The organism is Streptomyces sp. NPDC040622 (assembly GCF_055593965.1).
On record NZ_JBVIXD010000002.1, the window covers coordinates 513,037 to 535,859 of the forward strand.

Below are 22,823 nucleotides of genomic sequence, written 5' to 3' on the forward strand. Positions count from 1 at the left end.
CTTGGGCGTGACAGGAATCCTTCAGGAGAACGCGCGTGCGGCTCCCCGCATTCCTCGCGCTCCCCGGGAGGGGCTGGGCGGGGCTCAGTGGGACAGCGTGGCCGGGCTGCCGCCGTTCGCCTCGTACCCGGCGACGGCCAGCGCGCGGTACACCGCGTACCCCGCGGCGGGGTCCTCGGAGAGGGTCCAGGGCAGCGCGCCGACGTGGCCGTCCACGTGCACCAGCTGGTTCATGGCCTCGCCCCACCGCTCGCTGCGGACCAGGAAGAAGACCAGGAGGTGGCGGGCGTGCGCCAGCATCGGGTCGTCCGCGCGCGCGGAGTGCACCGCGAAGAGGGCGCCCTCGACGGCCTTGGTGACGACCTCGCTCTCGTAGAAACCGCGGACGAGCGTGATCTCGGGCAGGTGCTCGTACACGGCGAAGAGGGGGAGCGCCGCGAGCAGGGAGCCGCGGGGCGCGCGGGCCGCGGCGGCCTCCGCGAAGCCGTACGCGTCCTCGCGCGTGCCGTGCCACTTCTCGCACCAGTAGTGCAGCGCCGCGAGGTGCGCGCCCATGTGGGCGGGCGCACGGTCGAGGATCTTGAGCCACAGCTGCTCGAACTCCGCGCGGGGGTAGGCGAGTCCGCGCGCGATGGAGAGCTCGATGATGTACGGGACGGGGTCGCCGGGGGAGAGCAGCGCGGCCTGCGCGCACGCCTCCTTGGCCTCTTCGAGGATGATCCGGAACTCGTCCGTCCCCTGTGCCGCCGTGCGCCACGCCTGCTGCACGAGGAACTCCGCGTGCACCGCGGCCCCGCCCGCGTCCTTGGGCGCCTCCGCGCGCCACACCCGCAGCCACTGTCCACCGGGGCTGTCGCTGACGCCGCCGGGCCGCTGCTGCAGTTCGAGGGAGGCGGCGCCCGCGAAGGCCTGCACGCGCTGCCAGCGCCGCTCGCCGTGCGTCTCCGTGCCCGCGAGGAGCTGGGAGGCGGCCTGCCACCCCTGCGTGCGCTGGACGAGGTCGAGTACTTCGAGGAGATCCGCGTCCGGTCCCGGCATGCGGATGTCCAGCTCCTCCTGGCGCAGGAAGCCGTAGTCCTCGGGGTCCGCCGCGTCCGGGGAGCCCGGGGCGACCTGCCGGATTCCGCCGCGCCTGCGCAGCAGTACGGGCCCGAGCACCGCACCGATCATGATCACCGCGAACAGGAACCAGAGAATCTCCATGACACAAGCGAACCAGACGCGTCCGACAATTGGCCAACCTGCCCGGACGTACCCGGACCGACCCGGCGGAAGGACCCGTGCGCGCACTACGCTCGGGCCGCATGAGTGACTCGCACAGCACGCAGAGCTTCGAGACCGTGGCGATCCACGCGGGCAACACCGCCGACCCCCTCACCGGCGCCGTCGTCCCGCCCATTTACCAGGTCTCGACCTACAAGCAGGACGGCGTCGGCGGTCTGCGCGGCGGTTATGAGTACAGCCGCAGCGCCAACCCGACGCGCACCGCCCTCGAGGAGAACCTGGCCGCACTGGAGGGCGGCCGCCGCGGACTCGCCTTCGCGTCGGGACTGGCGGCCGAGGACTGCCTCCTCCGTACGCTGCTCAGCCCCGGTGACCACGTGGTCATCCCCAACGACGCGTACGGCGGCACCTTCCGGCTCTTCGCCAAGGTCGTCTCGCGCTGGGGCGTGGACTGGTCGGTGGCCGACACCTCCGACCCGGAGGCGGTGCGGGCCGCGCTGACCGACCGTACGAAGGCGATCTGGGTGGAGACCCCCTCCAACCCGCTGCTCGGCATCACCGACATCGCCGCGGTCGCGCAGATCGCCCGCGAGGCCGGCGTGCGCCTCGTCGTCGACAACACCTTCGCGAGCCCTTACCTGCAGCAGCCGCTGGCGCTCGGCGCGGACGTCGTCGTGCACTCCATGACGAAGTACATGGGCGGGCACTCGGACGTCGTCGGCGGCGCCCTCGTCGTCGACGACGCGGAGCTCGGCGAGGAGTTGGCGTACCACCAGAACGCGATGGGTGCCGTCGCCGGGCCCTTCGACGCCTGGCTGGTGCTGCGCGGCATCAAGACTCTCGCGGTGCGCATGGACCGGCACAGCGAGAACGCCACCCGCGTCACCGAGATGCTGAGCCGTCACGCGCGCGTGACGCGCGTTCTCTACCCGGGCCTTCCGGAGCACCCCGGCCACGAGATCGCCGCCAAGCAGATGAAGTCGTTCGGCGGCATGGTGTCCTTCCAGGTCGCGGGCGGCGAGGAGGCGGCCGTCGAGGTCTGCAACCGCGCCAAGCTGTTCACGCTGGGCGAGTCCCTGGGCGGTGTCGAGTCCCTGATCGAGCACCCGGGCCGCATGACGCACGCCTCGGTGGTGGGCTCCGCCCTGGAGGTCCCCGCGGACCTCGTGCGGCTCTCGGTGGGCATCGAGTCGGCGGACGACCTCCTCGCCGACCTGCAGCAGGCGCTGGGCTAGTCCACGCCGGGGCCCGCGCGGGCCCTACCAGCGTGTCAGGGGTGGAGTCGTGTCCGACGGCGGCTCCACCCAGGGCCTGGTGACCGACGCCCACACGACGAACGCCACGGCCGCGGCGAACAGCAGCGTCCAGAACAGCCGTCGCAGGGCCGTACGGCGCCGCAGCGCCCGGCTGCCACGGCGTACCGCGTCCGCGCAGAGTTCGGGCGGCACGGGGGGCGTGGAGCCCTCCAGGAGGCGCCTGATCGCCTCCTCCTTGCGTTCGTGCCTGCTCATGACGGCGCCGCCCCGCTCAGTGCCCGGGCCGGCGCGGGGCCGCGCGGCGGGTGCAGGACCGTCGCCATCGCGCGGGCGCACATCGTCGCGACGCGTTCGGCGGGCAGGCCGAGCAGCGCGGCCGTCTGTTCCTCGGCCACGCCCTCGTACATCCGCAGGACGAGAACCAGCCGCTCCTGAGGGCCGAGCCGGGCCAGGACCCCGCCGTGCCCGCGGTGCCTGCGCCAGGCGCCGCGGGCGAAACGGAGGGCGACCTGCTGGCGGGTGCGGTCGTACGGGTCCTCGCCGCGCAGCCTGTCCCACACCGCGTACGTGTGTGCGAGGGACGCGGTCAGCAGGACGCGCGCGCGTGGGTTGTCGTCGGTGGGCTCAGCGGTGAGCAGCGTCGCGGCATGCAGGAGCCGCCCTGCCGCGCCCGCGACGAACGCCTCGAACTCCCGGGCACGGCGGGCGTTCTGGAGCGCCTGCCGTTCTCGCACCGCGCCTCCCGGACGGAAGGAAGGGGGATCCCGGTCTCATATGAGGCCAGACGCGGGGCCGGGGTCAAGACTCCGGAGTGGCCGAAACCTCTCCCGCGGGTGCCGTCTGGGACGTCTGCCGTGCCGAGAGGGCGGAATTGAAGCGTGTGAGGAGCGCGCAGAAGCTCTCGCGCTCCTCCGGGTCCCAGTCCTGCGTCAGCTCGGCCATCAGTTCGCGCCGCGAGGAGCGCACCTCGTCGAGCCTGGCCTGGCCGCGCGGCGACAGCTGGAGCACCACGGCACGGCCGTCCTCGGGGTGCGAGGTGCGCTTGACGAGCCCGGTGTCGACCAGCGGGGCGACCTGGCGGGTGACCGTCGACGAGTCGATGCCCATGCTCGCGGCGAGCGCCTTGACGCCCATGGGGCCTTCCTTGTCCAGGCGGTTGAGCAGCAGATACGCGGCGCGGTCCATGGAGTTGCGGACCTGGCCTACGCCGCCGAGGCGGGTCTGCTCCGCACGGCGTGCGAAGACCGCGACCTGGTGCTGGAGGCTGTCCAGGAGCGCGGGTTCACTGGCGGTCGTCATGTCCGGAGTTGTGGGCATGGCCGGGGGCTCACTTCATGCGAGGGCGGTGGGTTGGGGGCCAGGGTACGCGGCCGAGGGGCGTACCGTACCTGCGCTGCGAAAACCTACGGGGAGAACGGTCTCGTCCCTTGGTCATCCCAGGAGGACTCGCGCGTCGGCTGCCAGACTCGACGTCATGAGCTACCGCACCCCTCACTCCTTGCCGACGGTCACCCTCGACGACGTGCGCGGTGCGCAGAAGATGCTCTCCGGAGTGGCCAGGATGACGGCGATGGAGGGCAGCCGGCACCTGTCGCAGCTGGTCGGCGGGCCGGTGCACCTCAAGTGCGAGAACCTGCAGCGGACCGGTTCCTTCAAGCTCCGCGGCGCCTACGTACGGATCGCGGGCCTGCTCCCCGAGGAGCGCGCGGCCGGTGTCGTGGCCGCCAGCGCGGGCAACCACGCGCAGGGCGTGGCGCTGGCCTCCTCGCTCCTCGGCGTGCGCTCCACGGTCTTCATGCCGGCCGGCGCGCCGCTGCCCAAGGTCGCCGCGACGCGGGACTACGGGGCGGAGGTGCGGCTGCACGGCCAGGTGGTGGACGAGACGCTGGCCGCCGCGCAGGAGTACGCGCGCGACACGGGCGCCGTCTTCATCCACCCCTTCGACCACCCGGACATCATCGCGGGCCAGGGCACGGTGGGCCTGGAGGTCCTGGAGCAGTGCCCCGAGGTGCGCACGCTGGTGGTCGGCGTGGGAGGCGGCGGCCTCGCGGCGGGCATCGCCGTCGCCGTCAAGGCGCTGCGGCCGGACGTGAAGGTGGTGGGCGTGCAGGCGGCCGGTTCCGCGTCCTATCCGCCCTCGCTGGCCGCCGGGCACCCGGTGTCGATCCCCAGCCCGGCGACGATGGCCGACGGCATCAAGGTCGGGCGCCCCGGCGACGTGCCGTTCCAGCTGATCGAGGACCTGGTCGACGAGGTCGTCACGGTCTCCGAGGACGAGCTCTCCAGCGCCCTGCTGCTCTGCCTGGAGCGGGCCAAGATGGTCGTGGAGCCGGCCGGCGCGAGCCCGGTGGCGGCGCTCCTGAGCCGCCCCGAGGCGTTCGAGGGCCCGGTGGTGGCGCTCCTGTCCGGCGGCAACGTGGATCCGCTCCTGATGCAGCGGATCCTGCGGCACGGCATGTCCGCGGCGGGCCGCTACCTCTCGCTGCGGCTGCGCCTGACGGACCGGCCCGGGGCCCTGGCCACGATGCTCGGGGTGCTGTCGGAGGCGGACGCCAACGTTCTCGACGTGAGCCATGTGCGGACCGATCCGCGCCTCGGGCTGACGGAGGTTGAGGTCGAGCTGCACCTGGAGACGAAGGGGCCCGTGCACTGCGCGGAGGTGGGCGAGGCCCTGCGGGCGGCGGGCTACACGGTCATCGGCTGAGGCGCCGGGGCCTCCCCGGCGCCCTGGGTCGGGGACCCACGCGTCCTTGCGGACCGTCTTTGGAAAAACAGCTGAGCGAACGCGATGTATCGCGTTAGGGTGTGTCTCCGGTCACTCGGGCGCCAAGGGGGCGTCACTCGGCCGGCGGGCGTGCGCGGCCCGGCAAATCTAAGATTTCGGTAGGAAGTCACCCATATCAGGGGAGAACCCACATGCCAGGCGCCATCTACGCCGAAGGTCTGGTGAAGACGTTCGGTGACGTACGGGCTCTGGACGGCGTCGATCTGGATGTCCCGGAAGGTACCGTGCTCGGCCTCCTCGGGCCGAACGGCGCGGGGAAGACCACGGCGGTCCGCTGCCTGACGACACTCCTGACGCCGGACAGCGGCAGGGCGGTCGTCGCGGGCATCGACGTCCTGAAGCATCCCAACGAAGTGCGGCGCTCGATCGGCCTCTCCGGCCAGTTCGCCGCGGTGGACGAGTACCTGACGGGCCGCGAGAACCTCCAGATGGTCGGCCAGCTCTACCAGATGCGGGCGAAGGAGGCCAAGGCCAGGGCGGGCGAGCTGCTCGACCGCTTCAACCTCGCCGACGCCGCGGACCGCCCCTCCAAGACGTACTCGGGCGGTATGCGCCGCCGTCTCGACCTCGCCGCGGCGCTCGTCGTCTCGCCGCCCGTGATGTTCATGGACGAGCCGACCACCGGCCTCGACCCGCGCAACCGCCAGCAGCTCTGGGAGGTCATCCAGGAGCTCGTCTCCGGCGGCACGACCCTGCTCCTGACCACCCAGTACCTCGAAGAGGCCGACCACCTGGCGCACGACATCTGCGTCGTCGACCACGGCCGCGTCATCGCCCGCGGCAGCTCCGACCAGCTCAAGGCGCAGACCGGCGGCGAGCGCGTCGAGGTCGTGGTGCACGAGCGGGACCACATCGCCACGGCATCCGAGGTCCTGCGCGGCTTCGGCAAGGGCGAGGTCGCCGTCGCGGAGCACACCCGCAGGCTGACCGTCCCCGTCACGGGCGGCGCGAAGCTGCTCGCCGAGGTCATCCGCGAGCTGGACGCCCGCGGCATCGAGATCGACGACATCGGCCTGCGCCGCCCGACCCTCGACGACGTCTTCATCTCCCTCACCGGCCACGCGGCCGAACTGACGGACGAGGGCAACGGGGAGGGCGCCGAGGCCGAGGCCCAGAAGTCCGCGGTCCCGAAGCCCGGCGCCCCGGAGCCCGGCGACCCGAAGTCCGACGCCCCGAAGTCCGAGAAGGAGGCCGACAAGTGAGCACCGTCTCCGACGCCGTGCGCACGATCGCGCCCAGGCCCGCCGGCGGCATCGGCCAGTCCGTCCGGGACTCGCTGGTCGTCGCGAAGCGCAACCTCATCCGCATGACCCGGATCCCCGAAATGATCCTCTTCGGGATCATCCAGCCGGTGATGTTCGTGGTCCTCTTCACGTACGTTTTCGGCGGGTCCATCAACATTCCCGGGGCGGCTTCCGGCAGCAAGGAGGCGTACAAGGAATTCCTGATGGCCGGCATCTTCGCGCAGACCGTCACCTTCGCCACCGCGGGAGCGGGCGCGGGCATCGCGGACGACATGCACAAGGGCCTCATCGACCGCTTCCGTTCGCTGCCCATGGCGCGCGGCGCGGTGCTCACCGGGCGGACGCTCGCCGACCTGGTGCAGACGGCGGTGACGCTGGCGGTCCTCGCGGCCGTGGCCCTGATCGTCGGCTGGCGCACGCACGAGAACATCGGCAAGGTGCTCGCCGGTTTCGGCCTGCTCCTGCTGCTGGGTTACGCGTTCACCTGGATCGGCGCGCTGATCGGCCTCTCCGTACGGACACCGGAGGCGGCGACGTCGGGCGGCCTGATCTGGCTGTTCCCGCTGACGTTCATCTCGAACGCGTTCGTCCCGGTCAACGGCATGCCCAAGTTCCTCCAGTACGTGGCCGAGTGGAACCCCTTCAGTGCGACGGTGGCGGCGGCGCGGGAGCTGTTCGGCAACACGATCGAGGGCGTACCGAAGTCGGTGACGGGCGCGTGGCCGATGGAACACCCGGTCTGGGCGTCGCTGATCTGGTCGCTCGTCATCATCATCGTGTTCCGCACGCTGGCGGTACGGAAGTACCGGCGGGCGGCGGGCTGAGGCGAGTCCTCACCGGCCGGACCGGCCGGCCGACAACGCGAACGCCCCTGTTCCAGGGCACGGGGACGGGGGCGTTCGGCTGCGCGGGGCTACGGGGTCAGACCTCTCGCGCACGGACGGCGCCGATGAACGCGCCCCAGGCGGTGTCGGACACATCCAGGACATCGCCGTTCGGCACCTTGCTGTCCCTGACAGCGACGGCCCCGCAGGAGTGGGCGCGGGCCGGCGCCCACTCCAGGCAGTTGCCGCCCCCATTGCCGCTGTAAGAGGACTTGACCCACCTTGTCGAGCCGAGGTCTGGGGTCTTGCTCATGACGGTAGTGCCTCCATTGCCTGCCTTATGAACGTCGCCGTCTTGCGGGGCGACAGAGCATCTGCCCTGATTCGATCGTAGGCACGCTGGCGTTCCGTGACGATAGCTTTGTCTTCCAGCAGCGTTCCGGTTGAGATGCTCTCCTCATAGGCGATTTGAGTACCGTCCGCCAGGGTCATCAACGTCAACGAGCCCCCCACGAGACCGTGAGCCCCGCTGGAGAACGGCAGGACTTGAATGATGCTGGTGGTGGTGGTCATGTCGACGAGCCTCGACAGTTGCTCCCGCATCACCGTAGGGCCGCCGAACGACCGCCTGATCACCGCCTCATCGAGGATCAATGAGTGGTCGGGCGCATCCGCTCCGTGGAGGAGGGTTTGCCGGGTCATGCGAGCGGTGACCAGCTCGTCGATCTCACCAGGCGCCGCCTTGGGGTTGTGCGTCTCGAACTGGGCGCGAGCGTAGTCCTCTGTCTGCACCAAGCCAGGGACGATTTGCCCGCTGTACTCCTCGATGAGTTGGGCTCTCGCTTCAAGGTCCATTCGACGCCGGAACTGATCCGGGTGGATCTCTCTCCGGGCCAACTGGTACAGCTCCACGAAAATGCCATCGGTCCCGAACGCCGCGTCGAGTCGAGCAGGCAGTTCGGGCGGGATCATGGACTCCGCTGCCTCGAACCGCGCCAGCGAGCTCTTGCCGAACCTGACGACGGACGCAAGGTCCTCCAGGGTCATGCCTGCCTGTTGGCGGTGGGCTCGAAGCTTGGCGCCGAACAGGTGCCTTGCGCTTCTGTCTGGCGTCAACTCCCGTGATCGGGCGGGCACGAGGCCTCCATTTCCCAAGTTCCAGGTTGGGACATCAAGCCCTGGTCAGGCTACTCGCGCTGAGTCCACGCTGGAGCACACACAGTGACGCAGGACGCACAGATCCGAGGACGTTGATGGCGAACCAAGACGGGATGGCGATCCCGCAGGGCCCGGTGCGGAACGTGGCTCAAGACGCCCTGGAGGTACTGCGGTTGGCCTTCGAGGGCGTCGGGGTGGAGCCCCACGAACTGCGGGTCGACTGGGCCGAGGAGGAACCCCGCATCGTGCTGGGATGGGTCGAGCTTCACGGGGCTCACCAGATCTCCAGGGCTCTCGGCAGGGCGTTCCGGTGAGCCGGCCCGAGTTCGAAGAGGGCGCCGACGTCTGGGACCACCGGCGCAAGCGCTTCGCGAAGGTGCTGGGCGCTCAGCGGCGCTCCCTGCACCTCGTGGACGAGGCCGGTTCGCGATGGCTCGCGGAGGCCGACGCGTGCGTTCCCGCGGAACTGGCGCGGGACGCGCAGGCCCCGGAGGGAACCGCCCCCGTCCCGGTCACTCTGAGCAGCATTCGCCAGGGCGACTACGTGATCGTGGCGGGCGCGTACCGGGAAGTCCTCGGCATACGGCAGAAGAGCCCGTTCGCCGGCAAGGTGCTCGAACTGAGGGGCTACGGACCGTGGGTGATGGTGAAGCCGATGACCGCGCACCGGCCGCCGCACCGCGTGCCCCACGGCCAGGTGAGCCGGGACCCGACACGCCTCGTGGGCCTCTGCATGCTCTATTGCCGCCGCGACGGCGTGCACGTGTGGTGGCTGGGCCCGGCGCGCACACATGGAGGCAACGAGGCGGATCTGTACGGCTGCCACTCCTGCGTCGCGGAACTTGACCACATGTGCGAAATGCAGGTGTGGCAGCGGGGCATGCGGGATCCGGACCTCCACTGAGGCACCGTCCCCGGCGTCGCCGGTGCCGATGGGACACTGACCCCATGCGCCCCCCGAACAGGCCGCTCGTTCAGTGCCCCCAGTGTCATGACGGCCACGTCATCACCGCTCAGGCGCGGGATCCCCAGACGAATCTGCCTCGATGGCGGTACACGTGCCTCGACTGCCGGATCGCGTGGTGGGTCGATGAGCACGGCGGGCACCTCGACGACTACCAGAGGAGAGACGACTCGTGAGTCCCAACGTGCGTGTCAGGGAACGGGCGTGAGTACCACCTCGGGCCCGGATGCGCAGATCATCACCGGGCCCATGTCCGACGAGATGGCCTGGGAGCGCATTTACCAGCTCGCCCTGGAGTTCGCCGAGGTGCACGGCGCGACCATCCCGGACAGCGCCCGGCACGTCGGTCCGTACGGCTTCCTCCAGGCCGTCCGTTCGTCGAGTGACGGCCTCGCGCTCACCTGGAACGGCAAGGGCTGTTAGAGCCGCCGGGCCAGGCCGGCGTCGCGGCCGCTACGACTTCGGCAGCGTCAGGATTTCCGCGCCGTCCTCGGTGATCGCGATCGTGTGCTCGCTGTGTGCCGTCCGGCAGCCCGTCGCGCTGCGGAGCGTCCACCCGTCGGCGTCGGTGACGAGTTTGGCGGTGTCCGCCATGACCCACGGCTCCAGCGCGAGCAGCAGACCGGGGCGCAGCTTGTAGCCACGGCCGGGCCGCCCCGTGTTCGCGACGTGCGGGTCCTGGTGCATCGTCGACCCGATGCCGTGCCCGCCGAATTCGGTGTTGATCTCGTATCCCGCCTGGCCGAGGACCGTGCCGATCGCGTGCGAGATGTCGCCGATACGGGCTCCGGGTCCCGCGGCGGCGATTCCCGCGGCCAGCGCGCGTTCGGTCGTCGCGATCAGCTCGACGCTCTGAGCGGGTCGCGCTTCGCCCACGACGAAGCTGATGGCGGCGTCCGCCGCGACCCCGTTCTTGGAGACGGCGAGGTCGAGGGTGAGCAGATCCCCGTCGGCGAGCGCGTAGTCGTGGGGCCGCCCGTGGAGCACGGCATCGTTGACGGCCGTGCAGATGTAGTGGCCGAAGGGGCCGCGTCCGAAGGATGGCGCATAGTCGACGTAGCAGGACTGCGCCCCCGCCTCGGTGATCATGGCCTTGGCCCACCGGTCGATGTCCAGGAGGTTCGTGCCGACCGTGCTCCGGCCCTTCAGTGTCTGCAGGATGTCCGCGACCAGGGCGCCGGTGACTTTCGCACGGGCCAGCAGGGCCGGGTTCAGGATCTCGATCATGTGCCACTTTCCTCGCGGAACCAACAACTATACCGGTCAAACTATACCGGTATTTGAATCGGTGTCGGTGCGCCGGCCACGACGTCTCGACCTCAGGGCCTTCACGACCCGCTCCCGTGCCGCGCACACGACGAGGCCCCCGGCACCATCGGTGCCGGGGGCCTCGTCATGAGCCAGAGCCCGAAGTGCGGGCTAGGCCTTGTACGGCTTGGCCTCGAGGATCGTCACGGAGGCGAGCTTGCCGTTCGGCAGCTCGTACTCCGCCTCCTCGCCGATCTTCTTGCCGTGCACGCCGGTGCCCAGCGGGGACTGCGGCGAGTACGTCTCGATGTCGGCGCTCGCGTACTCACGGGAAGCGAGCAGGAACGTCAGGGTGTCGTCCTTGTCACCGTCGAACGCGATGGTGACGACCATGCCCGGCTCCACGACACCGTCGTCCGCCGGCGCCTCGCCGACCCGCGCGGTCTCCAGGAGCTGCGTCAGCTGGCGGACCCGGAGTTCCTGCTTGCCCTGCTCCTCCTTGGCCGCGTGGTACCCGCCGTTCTCGCGCAGGTCGCCCTCCTCACGCGCCGCCGCGATCTTGGTCGCGATCTCGGTGCGCGCAGGACCAGACAGGTACTCCAGCTCTGCCTTGAGCTGGTTGTACGCCTCCTGGGTCAGCCAGGTGACGTTCTCGCTGGTCTGGGTCACAGGTGCTCCTCGTAGGTACTGGGAATACAAAGCATCGCCCTACCCAGAAGGATGTTCCTTCACGGGTGGGCGAAACCACGAGCCTAACAATTCAGGCGCCCGAGGGGGAGGACATAAGCCATCAGACTTGCGTCAACGCAGGTGAGCGCGGTAGAGCCCGGCGCATCGGGGTGCGGGAAGGTGACCGGAGTCAGTCGGAGTGGCAGCCGAGCAGCTCGACGCTCGTGGCCTTGCCCGTCGTACGCAGGGTGACGACCTTGTCGACGCGGTCCGTGCGCTGGTCGAAGCGGAAGTCCGCGCGGCCGACCTCGTCGCCGGACTCGGCCTGCGAGCGCAGCGTGCAGTAGCCCCGCGCGTCACTGTCCTTGCGCACTTCCAGATGGGCCTCGACGGCACGGTCCGAGACGACGTCGAACTTGATGACCTCGCCGCTGACCTTCGTACCGTTGATGTAGTCGTACCCGAACCAGCCGATGACGCCGAGCAGGATCACGCCGAGCACGGAGCCGACGATCTTCAGCTTGCGGTCGGCGGCCTCGTCGGCCGTGCGCGAGCGGCCGTACCGCCCTTCGGGAAGCCCCTCGGGGAGCTTCGAGCCCACCGCCGCCATGATCGTCCTCCAGGAACAGGGGATGCCGGAATTTTCCGCCCCCCGGTTCCGTCACTATAGAAGCCGCGTGTTGCGCCGGATGACCGAGGGCGCCCCCAAAAAACTTGAGGAACGAGTCTTGACTGAGCAGCTGCGACTGATGGCCGTTCACGCCCACCCCGACGACGAGTCGAGCAAGGGCGCGGCCACCATGGCCAAGTACGTGTCCGAGGGGGTGGACGTGCTCGTCGTGACCTGCACGGGCGGGGAGCGCGGAGACATCCTCAACCCCAAGCTCCAGGGTGACCCCTACATCCAGGAGAACATCCACGAGGTCCGCAAGAAGGAGATGGACGAGGCCCGCGAGATCCTCGGCGTCCGCCAGTGGTGGCTGGGCTTCGTCGACTCCGGCCTGCCCGAGGGCGACCCGCTGCCGCCGCTCCCCGAGGGCTGCTTCGCCCTGGAGGACATCGACAAGGCGGCCGGCGAGCTGGTGCGCCAGATCCGTTCCTTCCGTCCCCAGGTCATCACGACCTACGACGAGAACGGTGGCTACCCGCACCCCGACCACATCATGACCCACAAGATCACGATGGTGGCCTTCGAAGGTGCCGCGGACCCCGAGAAGTACCCCGAGAGCGAGTTCGGCCCGGTCTTCCAGCCGCAGAAGCTCTACTACAACCAGGGCTTCAACCGTCCGCGCACCGAGGCGCTGCACCACGCGATGATCGACCGCGGCATGGAATCGCCGTACGGGGACTGGCTCAAGCGCTGGGACGAGTTCGAGCGGGTCGAGCGCACGCTGACCACGCACGTTCCGTGCGCCGACTTCTACGAGGTCCGCGACCGGGCGCTGATCGCGCACGCCACCCAGATCGACCCCGAGGGCGGCTGGTTCCGCGTGCCGATGGAGCTGCAGAAGGAGGTCTGGCCCACGGAGGAGTACGAGCTCGCGAAGTCGCTCGTCGATACTTCCCTCCCCGAGGACGACCTCTTTGCGGGCATCCGCGACAATGCCTAGCGTGAACGCACATCTGGCACTGACGCATCTCGTCCCTCTTGCCAAGGAGGTCGACGACGACAAGGTGACCCCCGGCGTCCTGGGCTTCATCGTCTTCGCGGTGATGGCCCTGGCCGTGTGGGGTCTGATGAAGTCGATGAACCGGCACATGGGCAAGGTCGACTTCAAGGAGCCCGAGAAGGCCTCCGCGAAGTCGTCCCCGGACGCGGAGTCCCGACGCGACTGACGCCTGAGCGACGCGGCTGACGCCGGGGCGACGCGGCTGACGCCGGGGCCCGGTACGGCTGACGCCGGGCCCCGGCGTGCCCGCGGTTCAGCTCGGTTGCGGGACGTCCACACCCATGACCTCCCGCGCATGCCGGCTCGGCACCATGCCGAGCCGCCATGCCTGCCATCCCGTCTCCAGGTCCGCGCCCCGCTCCAGGAGCAGGCCGTACGCCTGGACGTACTCCGCGAGCTTGCCGTCGCGGGTCGGGTGGCCGGCCCGGTCGAGCTGGTTCAGCTCCTCCTGGGCGACCGCCGTACCGATCTCCCAGCCGCCCGGCGAGGCGTACGGCAGCAGCGTGCAGCGCAGGAAGCGGGCCCAGTCGCCGCCCCGGCGGTCGCCGTACGAGGCGAACAGCTCGACGGCCTCGTCGCACAGGGCCAGCGCCTGCTGGGTGCGATTGTTGCCCGCGTCCACGACCACCAGCTCCAGGCACGTCCAGGCCTCGCCGTGCGCGACACCGATGCGCTGGAAGTCGGCGCGGGCGTCCACCAGGAGCTGACGGGCGAAGCCGGAGTTGCGCAGCGAGCCCGTCTGGGCGGCGCGCTGGTCGCGCGTCACGCGCGCGGAGTGGTGCCGGGCGCACGCCAGGCCGTACACGTCCCGCATCCGGGAGAACATCGTGCGCGCCCGCTCCAGCTCCCGCACCGCCTGGTCCAGACTGCCGGTCTCCTCCAGGGCCTGGCCGAGGTAGTACAGGGACCAGGCCTCGCCGCGCGCGTCGTCGTTGTCGCGGTGCCGGGACACCGCCTGGCGCAGGCCGTCCACCGCGGGCGACGGGTCGCCGTCCACCAGCCTGGCCCGCGCCAGCTGCGTGAGGGCCCAGGCCTCGCCGCGCGGGTCGCGGGTACGGCCGTACAGGTCGAGGGCGTCCCGCAGCTCGCCCTCCGCGCGCGGTACGTCGCCCCTGCGCAGGCAGAGCTGGCCGAGCTGGAAGTGCGTCCAGGCCTCGCCGTGCACCGAGCCGCTGTCGCGGTGCAGGGCCAGCGCCGTCTCCAGCATCTCCAGGGCGTGCGCCAGGTGGGCGCGGTCCCGTTCGACGGCCGCGAGGGCGTGCAGCGTCCAGGCGCGGTCGCCCGCCAGCTCGTCGGCGGCCTGGAGGTCGAGCGCCTCCGTGAGGCGGGCCGCGGCCTCCTTCAGATTGCCCTGGTGGTGCAGCGTGATGCCGAGGGAGCCGAGCGCGCGGGCGGCGGCCGCGTCCTGGTGGGCCTCGAAGTACAGGTCGACGACGGAGTTCAGCGTCGTGCGCGACTGGTCCAGCTCGCCGAGCTGACGGGCCGCGATGCCGGTGCGCCACTGCACGCTGCGGCCCAGCAGGCCCTGGTCGATGGCGTGCGTCAGTTCGTTGATCTCGCCCAGGCGGTAGAGGTCGCCGCGCAGCAGGCAGTAGTCGCACAGCGCGCCCAGGAGGTTCAGCACGGCCTGCTGGTCGACGCCCTCCGCGTGCCGCAGCGCCGCCGTGATGAACGTCGACTCGTCGTCCAGCCAGCGCAGCGCCGCGTCGAGGGAGGCGAAGCCGTGCTGCCCGAAACGGTCGGCGCGCGTGGACGTCTTCCCGTCGACCAGGCGGATCACCGTGTCGGCGAGCTCGCCGTAGCTGGCGATGAGCCGCTCCTGAGCGGCCGAGCGCTCGGCGGGCTCCTCCTCGTCCAGGAGGCGGGCCAGGGCGAAGGTGCGCACCAGGTCGTGCAGGCGGTAGCGGTTGGCGGGCGACGCGGTGCCCTCGACCACGCCGTCCCGGGGGCGGGGGAGGTCGACCAGACCCGCGCGGGACAGCGCGGTCAGCTGGCGGGCCGCCTCCTGCTCGTCCGTGCCGAGCAGCGCCGCCGCCGCGGCCGCGCCCAGCGAGGCGCGCCCGGCGAGCGCGAGGCGGCGCAGCAGCCGGCGGGCCTGCTCGGACTGGTCGGTGTAGCGCAGCCACAGGACGCGCTCGACCGGGGCGACCTTGTCGGCGGGGCCGTACGCCGCCAGGTCGGCGGCGAGGCGGCGCGGCGTCCGCGGGCCGAGCGAGGAACCCGCCGCGTGCAGGGCCAGCGGCAGGCCGCCGCACAACTCCCGTACGGCGTCGGTGGAATCGGCGTCGTAGGGCCCGGAGAGGTCCTCGGCGGACTCGCGCAGCAGCTCCTCGGCGCCCGCCGCGTCCAGCGCGTCGACCGGCAGCGCGTGCACCCAGGCGAGCAGATCATCCGGCAGCTCCAGGGGCTCGCGGGCGGTGATCAGGACGAGGCTGTCGGAGCGCTCCGGGATCAGCGTGCGGACCTGCTCGACATCGCTGGCGTCGTCCAGCACGATCGTCACCGGGAGGCCGGTCAGATACTGGTGGTAGAGCTCGCTGAGCCGCTTGAGCTGCTGGTCCTGCGAGGAACGCTCCCGGAACAGCAGCTGCTCGCGCGGGGCGCCGAGACGGTTCAGCAGGTGCAGCAGGGCGTCGCGCGTGGACAGCGGGCTCTCCTGCGGGTTGTCGCCGCGCAGGTCCACCACGCACGCCCCGCGGAACTGGTCCCGCAGGTCGTGTGCCGCCCGCACCGCCAGCGAGCTGCGGCCCGAGCCCGGCACGCCGTGCAGCATGACGACCGTGGGCCGGGTGTCGGTGCTGGCGCGCGCCGCGTGCACCCACTGCGCGATCCGCCCCAGCTCGGCCCTGCGGCCCACGAACGGGGCCGCGGTCTCCGGGAGTTGGGTGAAGGACTGCTGCAGTACGTTGCGCCGCCGTGCCGCCGCGCTCTTGTCCGTGCCGCGCAGCTGGGGCGCGGCCTTCTTCGCCGTGTGCGTGCCCGTCGAGGCGGCCAGGACGCGCTGCTGGTCGAGGAAGGGGCGGATGCCGCGCACCTCCAGGGCCGTCAGCCACTGCAGCCGCAGCTGCTCGGGGCCGCCCGGCCTGCTGAGCTCGCCCGCGCGGCGGCTGGCCGCGGGGACGTGGGAGGCCGTCACCTTCACGACGGTCGCCGCGGCGCCCGCCACGGCGACGACCGCGCCGGTGCCGAGGGCCGTGCCGACGCTCGTGCCGAACGACAGGTCGGACACGCCGGCCGCGAGCGCGGCAACGACCGCCACCAGCAGTGGAGTTCCGGCCCCCTCGCGCGCGTAGCGCTGCCCGAAGCTGAGCCGTCCCGCCTCCGCCGCGTCGAGCGCCCCGGTGTACGCGCCGTACTCCTCGGCCGCCGTCTGCGCCATGGCGTCCAGCGCGCCGCGCGACCGGGAGAGCAGTACGCTCCCGTCGACACGCCCGCCCGAACGCCTGACCTCCTCCTCCACGGCCCGTACCAACAGCCGCTCGGCCTCGGCCCGATGGCTGTCCCGCATATGGGTTCCCCCTCCGAGATCAACAGGTGCCTGCGGTGACAAGTGTCCTGCGTGCGGGGCGCGGACGCGAGGGAGTCGGCGGATCAGCCCCGGCCGTGCGTGCCGGGCGGGGCGGACCGGGTGGGGGAGAGAGGGGTGCCGGCGCCGTCGGGTGTCGGCGAACAGGCCCTGGGATTCGATGTCGATGCCCGCGTAGGCGAACGTGGCGGCAGGCGTTCGGCGTCGTACTTCCGTGACAGCCGCCCCAGGTATCAGGATCCCGGGCGCTTCTTGGGCAGGACCCGCATTCCTTGCCGCAGCCGTATCGCAGCCAAGATCGCTCCCGGCCCCACGAGGAGAGCCGCGGTCTTTCCCGCGCCCGAGACAGCTCCGAGGATCACTGTGGCGATGCTGACGAGCAAGACGACGCCGGACAGCACGACGGCAGCGTGTGGATTGCGGACCTTCAGGTAGGCCAGAACGGTCCAGCCGATCCACAGGAGAAAGGCGACGAGAGGGATCAGGAACATGGAGTGCCTTCATGTAGTGAGGGCGGCTCGGGGGCCGGGCGGACCTATTCTCCGGTCCGCCCGGCCCCCGCTATGTCAGCTGGTGTTCTTCAGAATCAGGAACTGGCCGCCGGAAGGGCTCAGGGACTGCTGTAGTCCGGATCGCCCTTCTCCAGCTTGAAGCACGTGTGGCCTTCTGGGTCTGCGCCGGCGCCGTCCAGGATGTCGATGCCCCACGGGTTTCCGCCGTGCCCGCTGGTCTGAGCACAGTGGGCGTAGGGCATGTCGGACCCGTCCGACGTCGCGACCCGGCTGAAAGCCTTGAAGTCGCCCTTGTGGATTGGGCCGGTCAGGAAGGAGGGACTGCCATCCTGTGCCATGGCCGAGCCGTTCCTGTACAGGTACTGGCTGGGCATGAAGCTGGAGCGGAGGATGGTGCTCCCTGGGTCCTCGCTGTTCCGCTTGCGGATCTTGCCGTCGGAGCAGGACTGGAAGTTCAACTCGTGCCAGATGGGCGGGGCCGTATTGAAGAGGGATCCCGTCTTTCCGGCCTTGAAGAAGCTGTTGTAGATCTCGCCCATGAGGTCGCGCACGGCCGGGGGCACCGCCGTGTGCTCCGCGTCGGCTTCCCTGCGCCAGCGGCCCATCTCCTGCTGGATGCCGTCGTCGGCGAGCATGGGCCGATAGCCGATGGAGCCGCCCGCGCTGTAGGTGGCGGCGACGCACTTGCCGTCGGTGCCGGAGGCCGGATAGCCGTTGGTGTTGGTGATTTCTGGTTTCTTGCCCACGGCGGCGTAGGCGCGGCCGGGGAGGATCCCGGTGGTGTTCGTGTCGGTGGTCGTGGAGCGACCGTCGTGCTCGTGGAGGTTCTTCGCCGTGTAGTTGCAGGTCCGGGGGCTTGATCCCGTAGTCCTTCTCGATCGGACAGTCCGCCGGCCGCGGGCGCTCGTAGATCGGCCCGAACGGTTCGGCGAAGGGGTACTCGTCGGTCATGCCTTGGCCTCCGTCCCCACGCTGAAGAGGACGTTCCGGCCTCGAAATGCAGGGCTGGAAGGTCCCCGGTGTGCGACGATGCCGGTATGAATCGACTGGCCAACTCCCAGTCGCCGTATCTCCTCCAGCACGCCTCCAACCCAGTGGATTGGTGGCCATGGGGAGAGGAGGCGATGGCGGAAGCGAAGCGGCGGGACGTACCCATTCTTTTGAGTGTGGGTTATGCGTCCTGCCACTTATGCTTCTGCCAGTAGTCATTGGTGCCACGTCATGGCGCACGAGTCCTTCGAGGACGAGGCGACCGCCGCGGTCATGAACGAGAAGTTCGTGAACATCAAGGTCGACCGCGAGGAGCGGCCCGACGTCGACGCCGTCTACATGGAAGCCGTGCAGGCCGCGACGGGCCAGGGCGGCTGGCCCATGACCGTCTTCCTGACCGCCGACGCCGAACCCTTCTACTTCGGTACGTACTTCCCGCCGGAGCCCCGCCACGGCATGCCGTCCTTCCCGCAGGTCCTCGACGGCGTCCACCGGGCGTGGACGGACCGGCGCGGCGAGGTCGCCGAGGTCGCGGGCAAGATCGTGCGGGATCTCGGGGAGCGGCAGCTCACGCACACCTCCGACGAGAAGCCCGGCGAGGACGAGCTCGCCCAGGCGCTGCTCGGCCTGACCCGCGACTACGACGCGGCGCACGGCGGCTTCGGCGGCGCGCCCAAGTTCCCGCCGTCCATGGCGATCGAGTTCCTGCTGCGGCACTACGCCCGCACCGGCTCCGAGGGCGCGCTGCAGATGGCCGCGGACACCTGTGAGCGGATGGCGCGCGGCGGCATCTACGACCAGCTCGGCGGCGGCTTCGCGCGCTACTCCGTGGACCGCGAGTGGATCGTGCCGCACTTCGAGAAGATGCTGTACGACAACGCGCTGCTGTGCCGTGCCTACGCCCATTTGTGGCGGGCCACCGGATCGGAGCTCGCGCGCCGCATCGCCCTGGAGACTGCGGACTTCATGGTCCGCGAACTGCGCACCAACGAGGGCGGTTTCGCCTCCGCGCTCGACGCGGACAGCGAGGACCCGGCGACGGGCGCGCACGTCGAGGGCGCGTACTACGTGTGGACGCCCGAGGAGTTGCGGGACGTCCTGGGCGAGGACGACGCGGAGCTGGCGACGGCCTGCTTCGGCGTGACGGAGGAAGGCACCTTCGAGAAGGGCGCCTCGGTACTGCAACTGCCACAGCGGGAGGGGCCGTTGGCGGACGCCGCCCGGCTCTCCTCCGTCCGTGAGCGGCTCCTCGCCGCCCGCGCCGAGCGACCCGCTCCCGGCCGGGACGACAAGGTGGTCGCCGCCTGGAACGGCCTCGCCGTCGCCGCGCTCGCGGAGGTCGGCGCGTACTTCGACCGGCCGGACCTGATCGCGGCCGCCGTGGGCGCGGGCGATCTCCTCGTACGGCTCCACATGGACACCCGCGCACGCCTGACCCGCACCTCCAAGGACGGGCAGGCCGGCGCCAACGCGGGCGTCCTGGAGGACTACGCGGACGTGGCCGAGGGCTTCCTCGCGCTGGCCTCGGTCACCGGGGAGGGCGTGTGGCTGGAGTTCGCCGGCTTCCTCCTGGACCACGTCCTCGCCCAGTTCGTGGACGCGGACAGCGGCGCGCTGTACGACACGGCGGCCGACGCGGAGCAGCTCATCCGGCGCCCGCAGGACCCCACGGACAACGCGGCGCCCTCCGGCTGGACGGCGGCCGCGGGCGCCCTCCTGTCCTACGCGGCGCACACGGGCGCCGAGCCGCACCGCACCGCGGCGGAGCGCGCGCTCGGCATCGTCAAGGCGCTGGGCCCGCGCGTCCCGCGCTTCATCGGGCACGGCCTCGCGGTCGCCGAGGCGGCGCTGGACGGCCCCCGCGAGGTGGCGGTGGTCGGGGACCTCCTCGGCGACCTGCACCGCACGGCGCTGCTCGGCACGGCGCCGGGCGCGGTGGTCGCGGCGGGCCCGCCGGACGCCGCCGAACTCCCCCTCCTCGCGGACCGCCCCGAGGTCGGGGGCCGCCCGACGGCCTACGTCTGCCGCGACTTCGTCTGCGACGCACCGACCACGGATCCGGCGGTCCTCGCGGGACTGCTGTCCTGAGAGGTTTCCCGCCGGGCCGCCGCCCGGCCCGTGGCCGACAGACCGGTGATCTTCCCGCGCCGGAAGGACGCGGGCCGGAACCGAGAGGCCGGTCCTGACCACCGCCCCCACGTCCCACGACACCCGCGCCGTCGTCGGCGGAGCACCACGTGTACGAGGACAGCCTGGACAGCCTCGCGGTGGCCAGGGCGTTCGAGCCGGACGACGCCGGACGGCCCCCGGCCGGTCCTCGGCGCGGTGCCCTACGGCGCCGGGGACGGCGCCGTGCCGAACTCCGCCACCGCGCGGTTCACGATGGCCTCCAGGCGGTCGTGGTGGGCGCCGCGCCAGAAGACGCGGGGGCATCGAGTGCACTGGGCGAACACGTCGTACGTGCCTTGCGTGCCGCCTTCCAGACGGTCCGCGACCTCCTCCTTCGTGGCGGGGCGCAGCGTGCCGTTGCAGGCGCCGCAGCGGGTCCACGGATGCAGGGCGGGGGCGAAGCGGCCCAGGACGTCGCGGAGTTGGTCGTCGGGGCGGTCGCTGTAGACGTACGCGCCCGCCCACAGCTCGCGGCGGCGCAGCAGCCCTCGGTCTCGGCTCAGCAGGACGCGCCGCTCGGCCGCCGAGCGTGCGGCGAGCGCCGGATCGCCGATGTCCGTGCTCTCGTACGCCGCGTCCACGCCCAGGAGCCGCAGCCTCCGGGCCAGCGTGCCCAGATGGACGTCCAGGAGGAAGCGGAGCGGGGCGCCGGGCACGGGCTGGGGGCGGGGCACCGCGCACACCGTGACGCTCTCGCCCGCCGCGGGGACGTGTCCGGCGGCGACCTCGCGGCCGTCGACCACGAGCGCGCCGACCTCCGTCAGCGGGACGCCGAGCGACTCGACGACGTGCCCGAGCGTGGACGCGCCGTCGGTAACTGCTCCGGTGGGGGCGCCCCTGCGCTCGCGCGAGACGAAAATCCCCAGTTCGGGGGCGAAGCCGAGAAGGATCTCCGGACCGTTCATGCCGTCAGGATGGCACGGTGGGGAGGGCGTTACCGGGGATTTTCCCGCCCGTGAAACCGCTGGTGAGCATGGACAGGGTCCGGTCCACGAGGTCGGTGAGGTCGTCCTCGTGGTCGTGCTCCGCCCAGTACGCGGCGGTCTCGGTGAGCGCGCCGATCAGCCCCATGGAGAACGTCCGCACCTCCAGGTCGCCGGGCTCGCGGCCGGTGCGCTCCGCGATGACGCGGCACAGCATGCGGCCGGTGACCGACATGCTCTCCAGCATCCGCGAGCGCACGGCGGGCACCTCGGTCATCAGCTTCGTCCGCAGCCGCGAGACCTCGGGCTCCTCCGCGAAGCCGAGCCCATCGTGGAGTCCCCGCCGCAGCACGTGCCGCAGGGACTCCACGATGGGCTCGTCGGCGGGCCGCCCGCGCAGCTCGCCCTCCAGGAAGGGGTCGAACTCGTCGGTGAGGACGATGTCCTCCTTGGTCGGGAAGTAGCGGAAGACGGTGGAGGGGGAGACCTCCGCCGCCTCCGCGATCTGCTCGACCGTCGTCGCCTCGTACCCCTGCTCCTTGATCAGCTCGTAGGTCGCCTCGCGGATCGCCAGGCGGGTCTTGAGCTTCTTCCGTTCGCGCAGCCCCGGCTGGGGGGCGGTCTCGGCGGTGGGGGTCCGTGCGGCCGTCATGGCGTTCATTGTCGGGCATCGGCCGCCGGTCCGGCCACGTCAGGGGCCGGGCGGCGGCGGGCGAGGGAGTGACAGCAGCAATGAAGTGAGAGCAGACCTCAAAAAGGAGTAGCTGTCGGTATCTGCCCCCGTCCGCCGTCCGGCGGGCGCGCAAAAGAGTGGCCGCGGCTGGGGAGCCGCGGCCACTGAGAAAGGAGGAGGGTGGGTCAGCCGTGCTGGTAGGCCACCAGGGAGATGCCGACGTAGTGCACGGCGAAGGCCGCGAGCGTCAGCGAGTGGAAGACCTCGTGGAAACCGAAGAAGCGGGGGGAGGGGTTGGGGCGCTTGATGCCGTAGATCACGCCGCCCGCGCTGTAGAGCAGCCCGCCGACGATCACCAGGACGAGGACCGCGATGCCGCCCTTGTGCATGAAGTCCGGCAGGAAGAAGACCGCGGCCCAGCCCATCGCGATGTAGCACGGCGTGTAGAGCCAGCGCGGGGCGCCGACCCAGAAGACCCGGAAGGCGATGCCCGCGAGGGCCGCTCCCCAGATGCCCCAGAGCAGCCACTGTCCCGTCGCCTCGGGCAGGAGCAGCAGCGTCAGCGGCGTGTAGGTGCCCGCGATGATCAGGAAGATGTTGGAGTGGTCGAGCCTGCGCAGGACGCGGTCGGCTCTGGGCCCCCAGTCGCCCCGGTGGTAGAGCGCGCTCACGCCGAACAGCAGACAGGCCGAGAGGGCGAAGATGCCGCAGGCCACGCGGCCGCGCGGGGAGTCCGCGAGGGCGGTGAGCACCAGGCCGGACACCAGTACCGCGGGAAACATGCCGGCGTGCAGCCAGCCGCGCATCTTCGGCTTCGCCGGGAGCGGCAGGGGGTCCTGGGACGCGGCGGGGGAGGGCACGCCCGCGGATTGCGGGATCGCTTCGGGGACGGAGGCGGTCATGGACGGCATCGTACCTACGGGCCCGTAAGCCGGGTATCAGTCGGGCGACATAGGGGCGGAACCAGTGCGTGGGCGCCCGTACCCGT

At 71.1% G+C, this 22,823-nt stretch carries 24 protein-coding genes and 1 pseudogene; 10 read left to right on the plus strand and 15 right to left on the minus strand.

Translation table 11 applies throughout. From position 1 onward, the window contains the following. Positions 1–84 precede the first annotated feature (84 nt). Positions 85–1,203 carry a hypothetical protein gene (locus tag ACZ592_RS06765; protein ID WP_471580412.1) on the minus strand — a complete coding sequence of 373 codons (1,119 nt, stop codon included), beginning with the start codon at positions 1,201–1,203 and terminating at the stop codon, positions 85–87. Between the two features lie 101 nt (positions 1,204–1,304). On the opposite strand from ACZ592_RS06765, the gene ACZ592_RS06770 reads away from it, so the two are divergent. After that, positions 1,305–2,459 carry a cystathionine gamma-synthase gene (locus ACZ592_RS06770; RefSeq protein WP_471580413.1) on the plus strand — a complete coding sequence of 385 codons (1,155 nt, stop codon included), beginning with the start codon at positions 1,305–1,307 and terminating at the stop codon, positions 2,457–2,459. Between the two features lie 24 nt (positions 2,460–2,483). On the opposite strand, the gene ACZ592_RS06775 is transcribed toward ACZ592_RS06770, so the two are convergent. From ACZ592_RS06775 to ACZ592_RS06785, 3 genes are all read right to left on the minus strand, one after another. Continuing rightward, entirely contained in the window at positions 2,484–2,735 is a 252-nt protein-coding gene (locus ACZ592_RS06775; protein WP_471580414.1) for a hypothetical protein, read from the minus strand. Beyond that, positions 2,732–3,214, minus strand: coding sequence for a sigma factor-like helix-turn-helix DNA-binding protein (locus ACZ592_RS06780; protein ID WP_471580415.1), 483 nt, complete (start codon positions 3,212–3,214; stop codon positions 2,732–2,734). The genes ACZ592_RS06775 and ACZ592_RS06780 overlap by 4 nt, the downstream gene beginning before the upstream one ends. A 64-nt stretch (positions 3,215–3,278) precedes the next feature. Continuing rightward, a complete protein-coding gene (locus ACZ592_RS06785; protein ID WP_471580416.1) occupies positions 3,279–3,797 on the minus strand; it encodes a MarR family winged helix-turn-helix transcriptional regulator in 519 nt (172 codons plus the stop codon). A 157-nt stretch (positions 3,798–3,954) separates the two neighbouring features. Between ACZ592_RS06785 and ilvA the strand changes: the two genes are divergently transcribed. The 3 genes from ilvA to ACZ592_RS06800 all read left to right on the plus strand — a co-directional run bounded on the left by ilvA (position 3,955) and on the right by ACZ592_RS06800 (position 7,333). Beyond that, positions 3,955–5,184: a threonine ammonia-lyase gene (gene ilvA, locus ACZ592_RS06790; RefSeq protein ID WP_471580417.1), complete on the plus strand. Its 1,230-nt coding sequence runs from the start codon at positions 3,955–3,957 to the stop codon at positions 5,182–5,184. 212 nt (positions 5,185–5,396) lie between these two features. Continuing rightward, positions 5,397–6,467: an ATP-binding cassette domain-containing protein gene (locus ACZ592_RS06795; protein ID WP_471580418.1), complete on the plus strand. Its 1,071-nt coding sequence runs from the start codon at positions 5,397–5,399 to the stop codon at positions 6,465–6,467. After that, positions 6,464–7,333, plus strand: a complete 870-nt coding sequence (locus ACZ592_RS06800; RefSeq protein WP_471580419.1) for an ABC transporter permease — start codon at positions 6,464–6,466, stop codon at positions 7,331–7,333. The genes ACZ592_RS06795 and ACZ592_RS06800 overlap by 4 nt, the downstream gene beginning before the upstream one ends. Before the next feature lie 97 nt (positions 7,334–7,430). Here the strand turns inward: ACZ592_RS06800 and ACZ592_RS06805 are convergent, their stop codons facing one another. After that, a complete protein-coding gene (locus ACZ592_RS06805; protein WP_471580420.1) occupies positions 7,431–7,646 on the minus strand; it encodes a DUF397 domain-containing protein in 216 nt (71 codons plus the stop codon). Then, positions 7,643–8,470 (minus strand): helix-turn-helix domain-containing protein, encoded by an 828-nt coding sequence (locus ACZ592_RS06810; protein WP_471580421.1) that lies wholly within the window; start codon positions 8,468–8,470, stop codon positions 7,643–7,645. The genes ACZ592_RS06805 and ACZ592_RS06810 overlap by 4 nt, the downstream gene beginning before the upstream one ends. 116 nt (positions 8,471–8,586) lie before the next feature. Between ACZ592_RS06810 and ACZ592_RS06815 the strand changes: the two genes are divergently transcribed. From ACZ592_RS06815 to ACZ592_RS06825, 3 genes are all read left to right on the plus strand, one after another. Then, positions 8,587–8,805 carry a hypothetical protein gene (locus tag ACZ592_RS06815; RefSeq protein ID WP_471580422.1) on the plus strand — a complete coding sequence of 73 codons (219 nt, stop codon included), beginning with the start codon at positions 8,587–8,589 and terminating at the stop codon, positions 8,803–8,805. Continuing rightward, positions 8,802–9,395 carry a hypothetical protein gene (locus tag ACZ592_RS06820; RefSeq protein ID WP_471580423.1) on the plus strand — a complete coding sequence of 198 codons (594 nt, stop codon included), beginning with the start codon at positions 8,802–8,804 and terminating at the stop codon, positions 9,393–9,395. Before ACZ592_RS06815 ends, ACZ592_RS06820 begins: the two co-directional genes overlap by 4 nt. A 264-nt stretch (positions 9,396–9,659) precedes the next feature. Next, positions 9,660–9,878, plus strand: coding sequence for a hypothetical protein (locus ACZ592_RS06825; RefSeq protein WP_471580424.1), 219 nt, complete (start codon positions 9,660–9,662; stop codon positions 9,876–9,878). A gap of 30 nt (positions 9,879–9,908) precedes the next feature. Here the strand turns inward: ACZ592_RS06825 and map are convergent, their stop codons facing one another. The 3 genes from map to ACZ592_RS06840 all read right to left on the minus strand — a co-directional run bounded on the left by map (position 9,909) and on the right by ACZ592_RS06840 (position 11,982). Further along, positions 9,909–10,682: a type I methionyl aminopeptidase gene (gene map, locus ACZ592_RS06830; RefSeq protein ID WP_471580425.1), complete on the minus strand. Its 774-nt coding sequence runs from the start codon at positions 10,680–10,682 to the stop codon at positions 9,909–9,911. Positions 10,683–10,874: 192 nt separating this feature from the next. Then, positions 10,875–11,372, minus strand: a complete 498-nt coding sequence (gene greA, locus ACZ592_RS06835) for a transcription elongation factor GreA (protein ID WP_471580426.1) — start codon at positions 11,370–11,372, stop codon at positions 10,875–10,877. Between the two features lie 190 nt (positions 11,373–11,562). Continuing rightward, positions 11,563–11,982: a DUF4307 domain-containing protein gene (locus ACZ592_RS06840; RefSeq protein WP_471580427.1), complete on the minus strand. Its 420-nt coding sequence runs from the start codon at positions 11,980–11,982 to the stop codon at positions 11,563–11,565. Between the two features lie 118 nt (positions 11,983–12,100). Between ACZ592_RS06840 and mca the strand changes: the two genes are divergently transcribed. Together mca and ACZ592_RS06850 are read left to right on the plus strand one after the other, a co-directional pair. Then, entirely contained in the window at positions 12,101–12,982 is an 882-nt protein-coding gene (gene mca / locus ACZ592_RS06845; RefSeq protein WP_471580428.1) for a mycothiol conjugate amidase Mca, read from the plus strand. Continuing rightward, positions 12,975–13,208 (plus strand): hypothetical protein, encoded by a 234-nt coding sequence (locus tag ACZ592_RS06850; protein ID WP_471580429.1) that lies wholly within the window; start codon positions 12,975–12,977, stop codon positions 13,206–13,208. The genes mca and ACZ592_RS06850 overlap by 8 nt, the downstream gene beginning before the upstream one ends. A gap of 87 nt (positions 13,209–13,295) precedes the next feature. Here the strand turns inward: ACZ592_RS06850 and ACZ592_RS06855 are convergent, their stop codons facing one another. The 3 genes from ACZ592_RS06855 to ACZ592_RS06865 all read right to left on the minus strand — a co-directional run bounded on the left by ACZ592_RS06855 (position 13,296) and on the right by ACZ592_RS06865 (position 17,826). Beyond that, on the minus strand, positions 13,296–16,550 hold the full coding sequence (locus ACZ592_RS06855) for a tetratricopeptide repeat protein (protein WP_471580430.1): 3,255 nt from the start codon (positions 16,548–16,550) through the stop codon (positions 13,296–13,298). A gap of 251 nt (positions 16,551–16,801) precedes the next feature. After that, positions 16,802–17,059 carry a hypothetical protein gene (locus ACZ592_RS06860; protein ID WP_471580431.1) on the minus strand — a complete coding sequence of 86 codons (258 nt, stop codon included), beginning with the start codon at positions 17,057–17,059 and terminating at the stop codon, positions 16,802–16,804. Between the two features lie 119 nt (positions 17,060–17,178). Continuing rightward, positions 17,179–17,826 carry a hypothetical protein gene (locus ACZ592_RS06865; RefSeq protein ID WP_471580432.1) on the minus strand — a complete coding sequence of 216 codons (648 nt, stop codon included), beginning with the start codon at positions 17,824–17,826 and terminating at the stop codon, positions 17,179–17,181. A 291-nt stretch (positions 17,827–18,117) separates the two neighbouring features. Here ACZ592_RS06865 and ACZ592_RS06870 point away from each other — a divergent pair. Continuing rightward, a pseudogene (locus ACZ592_RS06870) lies at positions 18,118–20,158 on the plus strand (thioredoxin domain-containing protein). 242 nt (positions 20,159–20,400) lie between these two features. On the opposite strand, the gene ACZ592_RS06875 reads toward ACZ592_RS06870, so the two are convergent. The 3 genes from ACZ592_RS06875 to trhA all read right to left on the minus strand — a co-directional run bounded on the left by ACZ592_RS06875 (position 20,401) and on the right by trhA (position 22,737). Continuing rightward, positions 20,401–21,144: a Mut7-C RNAse domain-containing protein gene (locus ACZ592_RS06875; protein ID WP_471580433.1), complete on the minus strand. Its 744-nt coding sequence runs from the start codon at positions 21,142–21,144 to the stop codon at positions 20,401–20,403. 4 nt (positions 21,145–21,148) lie between these two features. Beyond that, entirely contained in the window at positions 21,149–21,814 is a 666-nt protein-coding gene (locus ACZ592_RS06880; protein WP_471580434.1) for a TetR/AcrR family transcriptional regulator, read from the minus strand. Between the two features lie 206 nt (positions 21,815–22,020). Further along, the gene (trhA, locus tag ACZ592_RS06885; protein WP_471580435.1) at positions 22,021–22,737 is read right to left on the minus strand and encodes a PAQR family membrane homeostasis protein TrhA; all 717 of its coding nucleotides are present in this window, start codon (positions 22,735–22,737) and stop codon (positions 22,021–22,023) included. Positions 22,738–22,823 lie beyond the last annotated feature (86 nt).

Bases quoted from the DNA above. Each gene is read 5' to 3' on its own strand.
- ACZ592_RS06765 (WP_471580412.1), bottom strand. From the start codon at position 1,203: ATGGAGATTCTCTGGTTCCTGTTCGCGGTGATCATGATCGGTGCGGTG.
- ACZ592_RS06770 (WP_471580413.1), top strand. From the start codon at position 1,305: ATGAGTGACTCGCACAGCACGCAGAGCTTCGAGACCGTGGCGATCCAC.
- ACZ592_RS06775 (WP_471580414.1), bottom strand. From the start codon at position 2,735: ATGAGCAGGCACGAACGCAAGGAGGAGGCGATCAGGCGCCTCCTGGAG.
- ACZ592_RS06785 (WP_471580416.1), bottom strand. From the start codon at position 3,797: ATGCCCACAACTCCGGACATGACGACCGCCAGTGAACCCGCGCTCCTG.
- ilvA (WP_471580417.1), top strand. From the start codon at position 3,955: ATGAGCTACCGCACCCCTCACTCCTTGCCGACGGTCACCCTCGACGAC.
- ACZ592_RS06795 (WP_471580418.1), top strand. From the start codon at position 5,397: ATGCCAGGCGCCATCTACGCCGAAGGTCTGGTGAAGACGTTCGGTGAC.
- ACZ592_RS06805 (WP_471580420.1), bottom strand. From the start codon at position 7,646: ATGAGCAAGACCCCAGACCTCGGCTCGACAAGGTGGGTCAAGTCCTCT.
- ACZ592_RS06815 (WP_471580422.1), top strand. From the start codon at position 8,587: ATGGCGAACCAAGACGGGATGGCGATCCCGCAGGGCCCGGTGCGGAAC.
- map (WP_471580425.1), bottom strand. From the start codon at position 10,682: ATGATCGAGATCCTGAACCCGGCCCTGCTGGCCCGTGCGAAAGTCACC.
- ACZ592_RS06840 (WP_471580427.1), bottom strand. From the start codon at position 11,982: ATGGCGGCGGTGGGCTCGAAGCTCCCCGAGGGGCTTCCCGAAGGGCGG.
- ACZ592_RS06850 (WP_471580429.1), top strand. From the start codon at position 12,975: ATGCCTAGCGTGAACGCACATCTGGCACTGACGCATCTCGTCCCTCTT.
- ACZ592_RS06855 (WP_471580430.1), bottom strand. From the start codon at position 16,550: ATGCGGGACAGCCATCGGGCCGAGGCCGAGCGGCTGTTGGTACGGGCC.
- ACZ592_RS06860 (WP_471580431.1), bottom strand. From the start codon at position 17,059: ATGTTCCTGATCCCTCTCGTCGCCTTTCTCCTGTGGATCGGCTGGACC.
- ACZ592_RS06875 (WP_471580433.1), bottom strand. From the start codon at position 21,144: ATGAACGGTCCGGAGATCCTTCTCGGCTTCGCCCCCGAACTGGGGATT.
- ACZ592_RS06880 (WP_471580434.1), bottom strand. From the start codon at position 21,814: ATGACGGCCGCACGGACCCCCACCGCCGAGACCGCCCCCCAGCCGGGG.
- trhA (WP_471580435.1), bottom strand. From the start codon at position 22,737: ATGACCGCCTCCGTCCCCGAAGCGATCCCGCAATCCGCGGGCGTGCCC.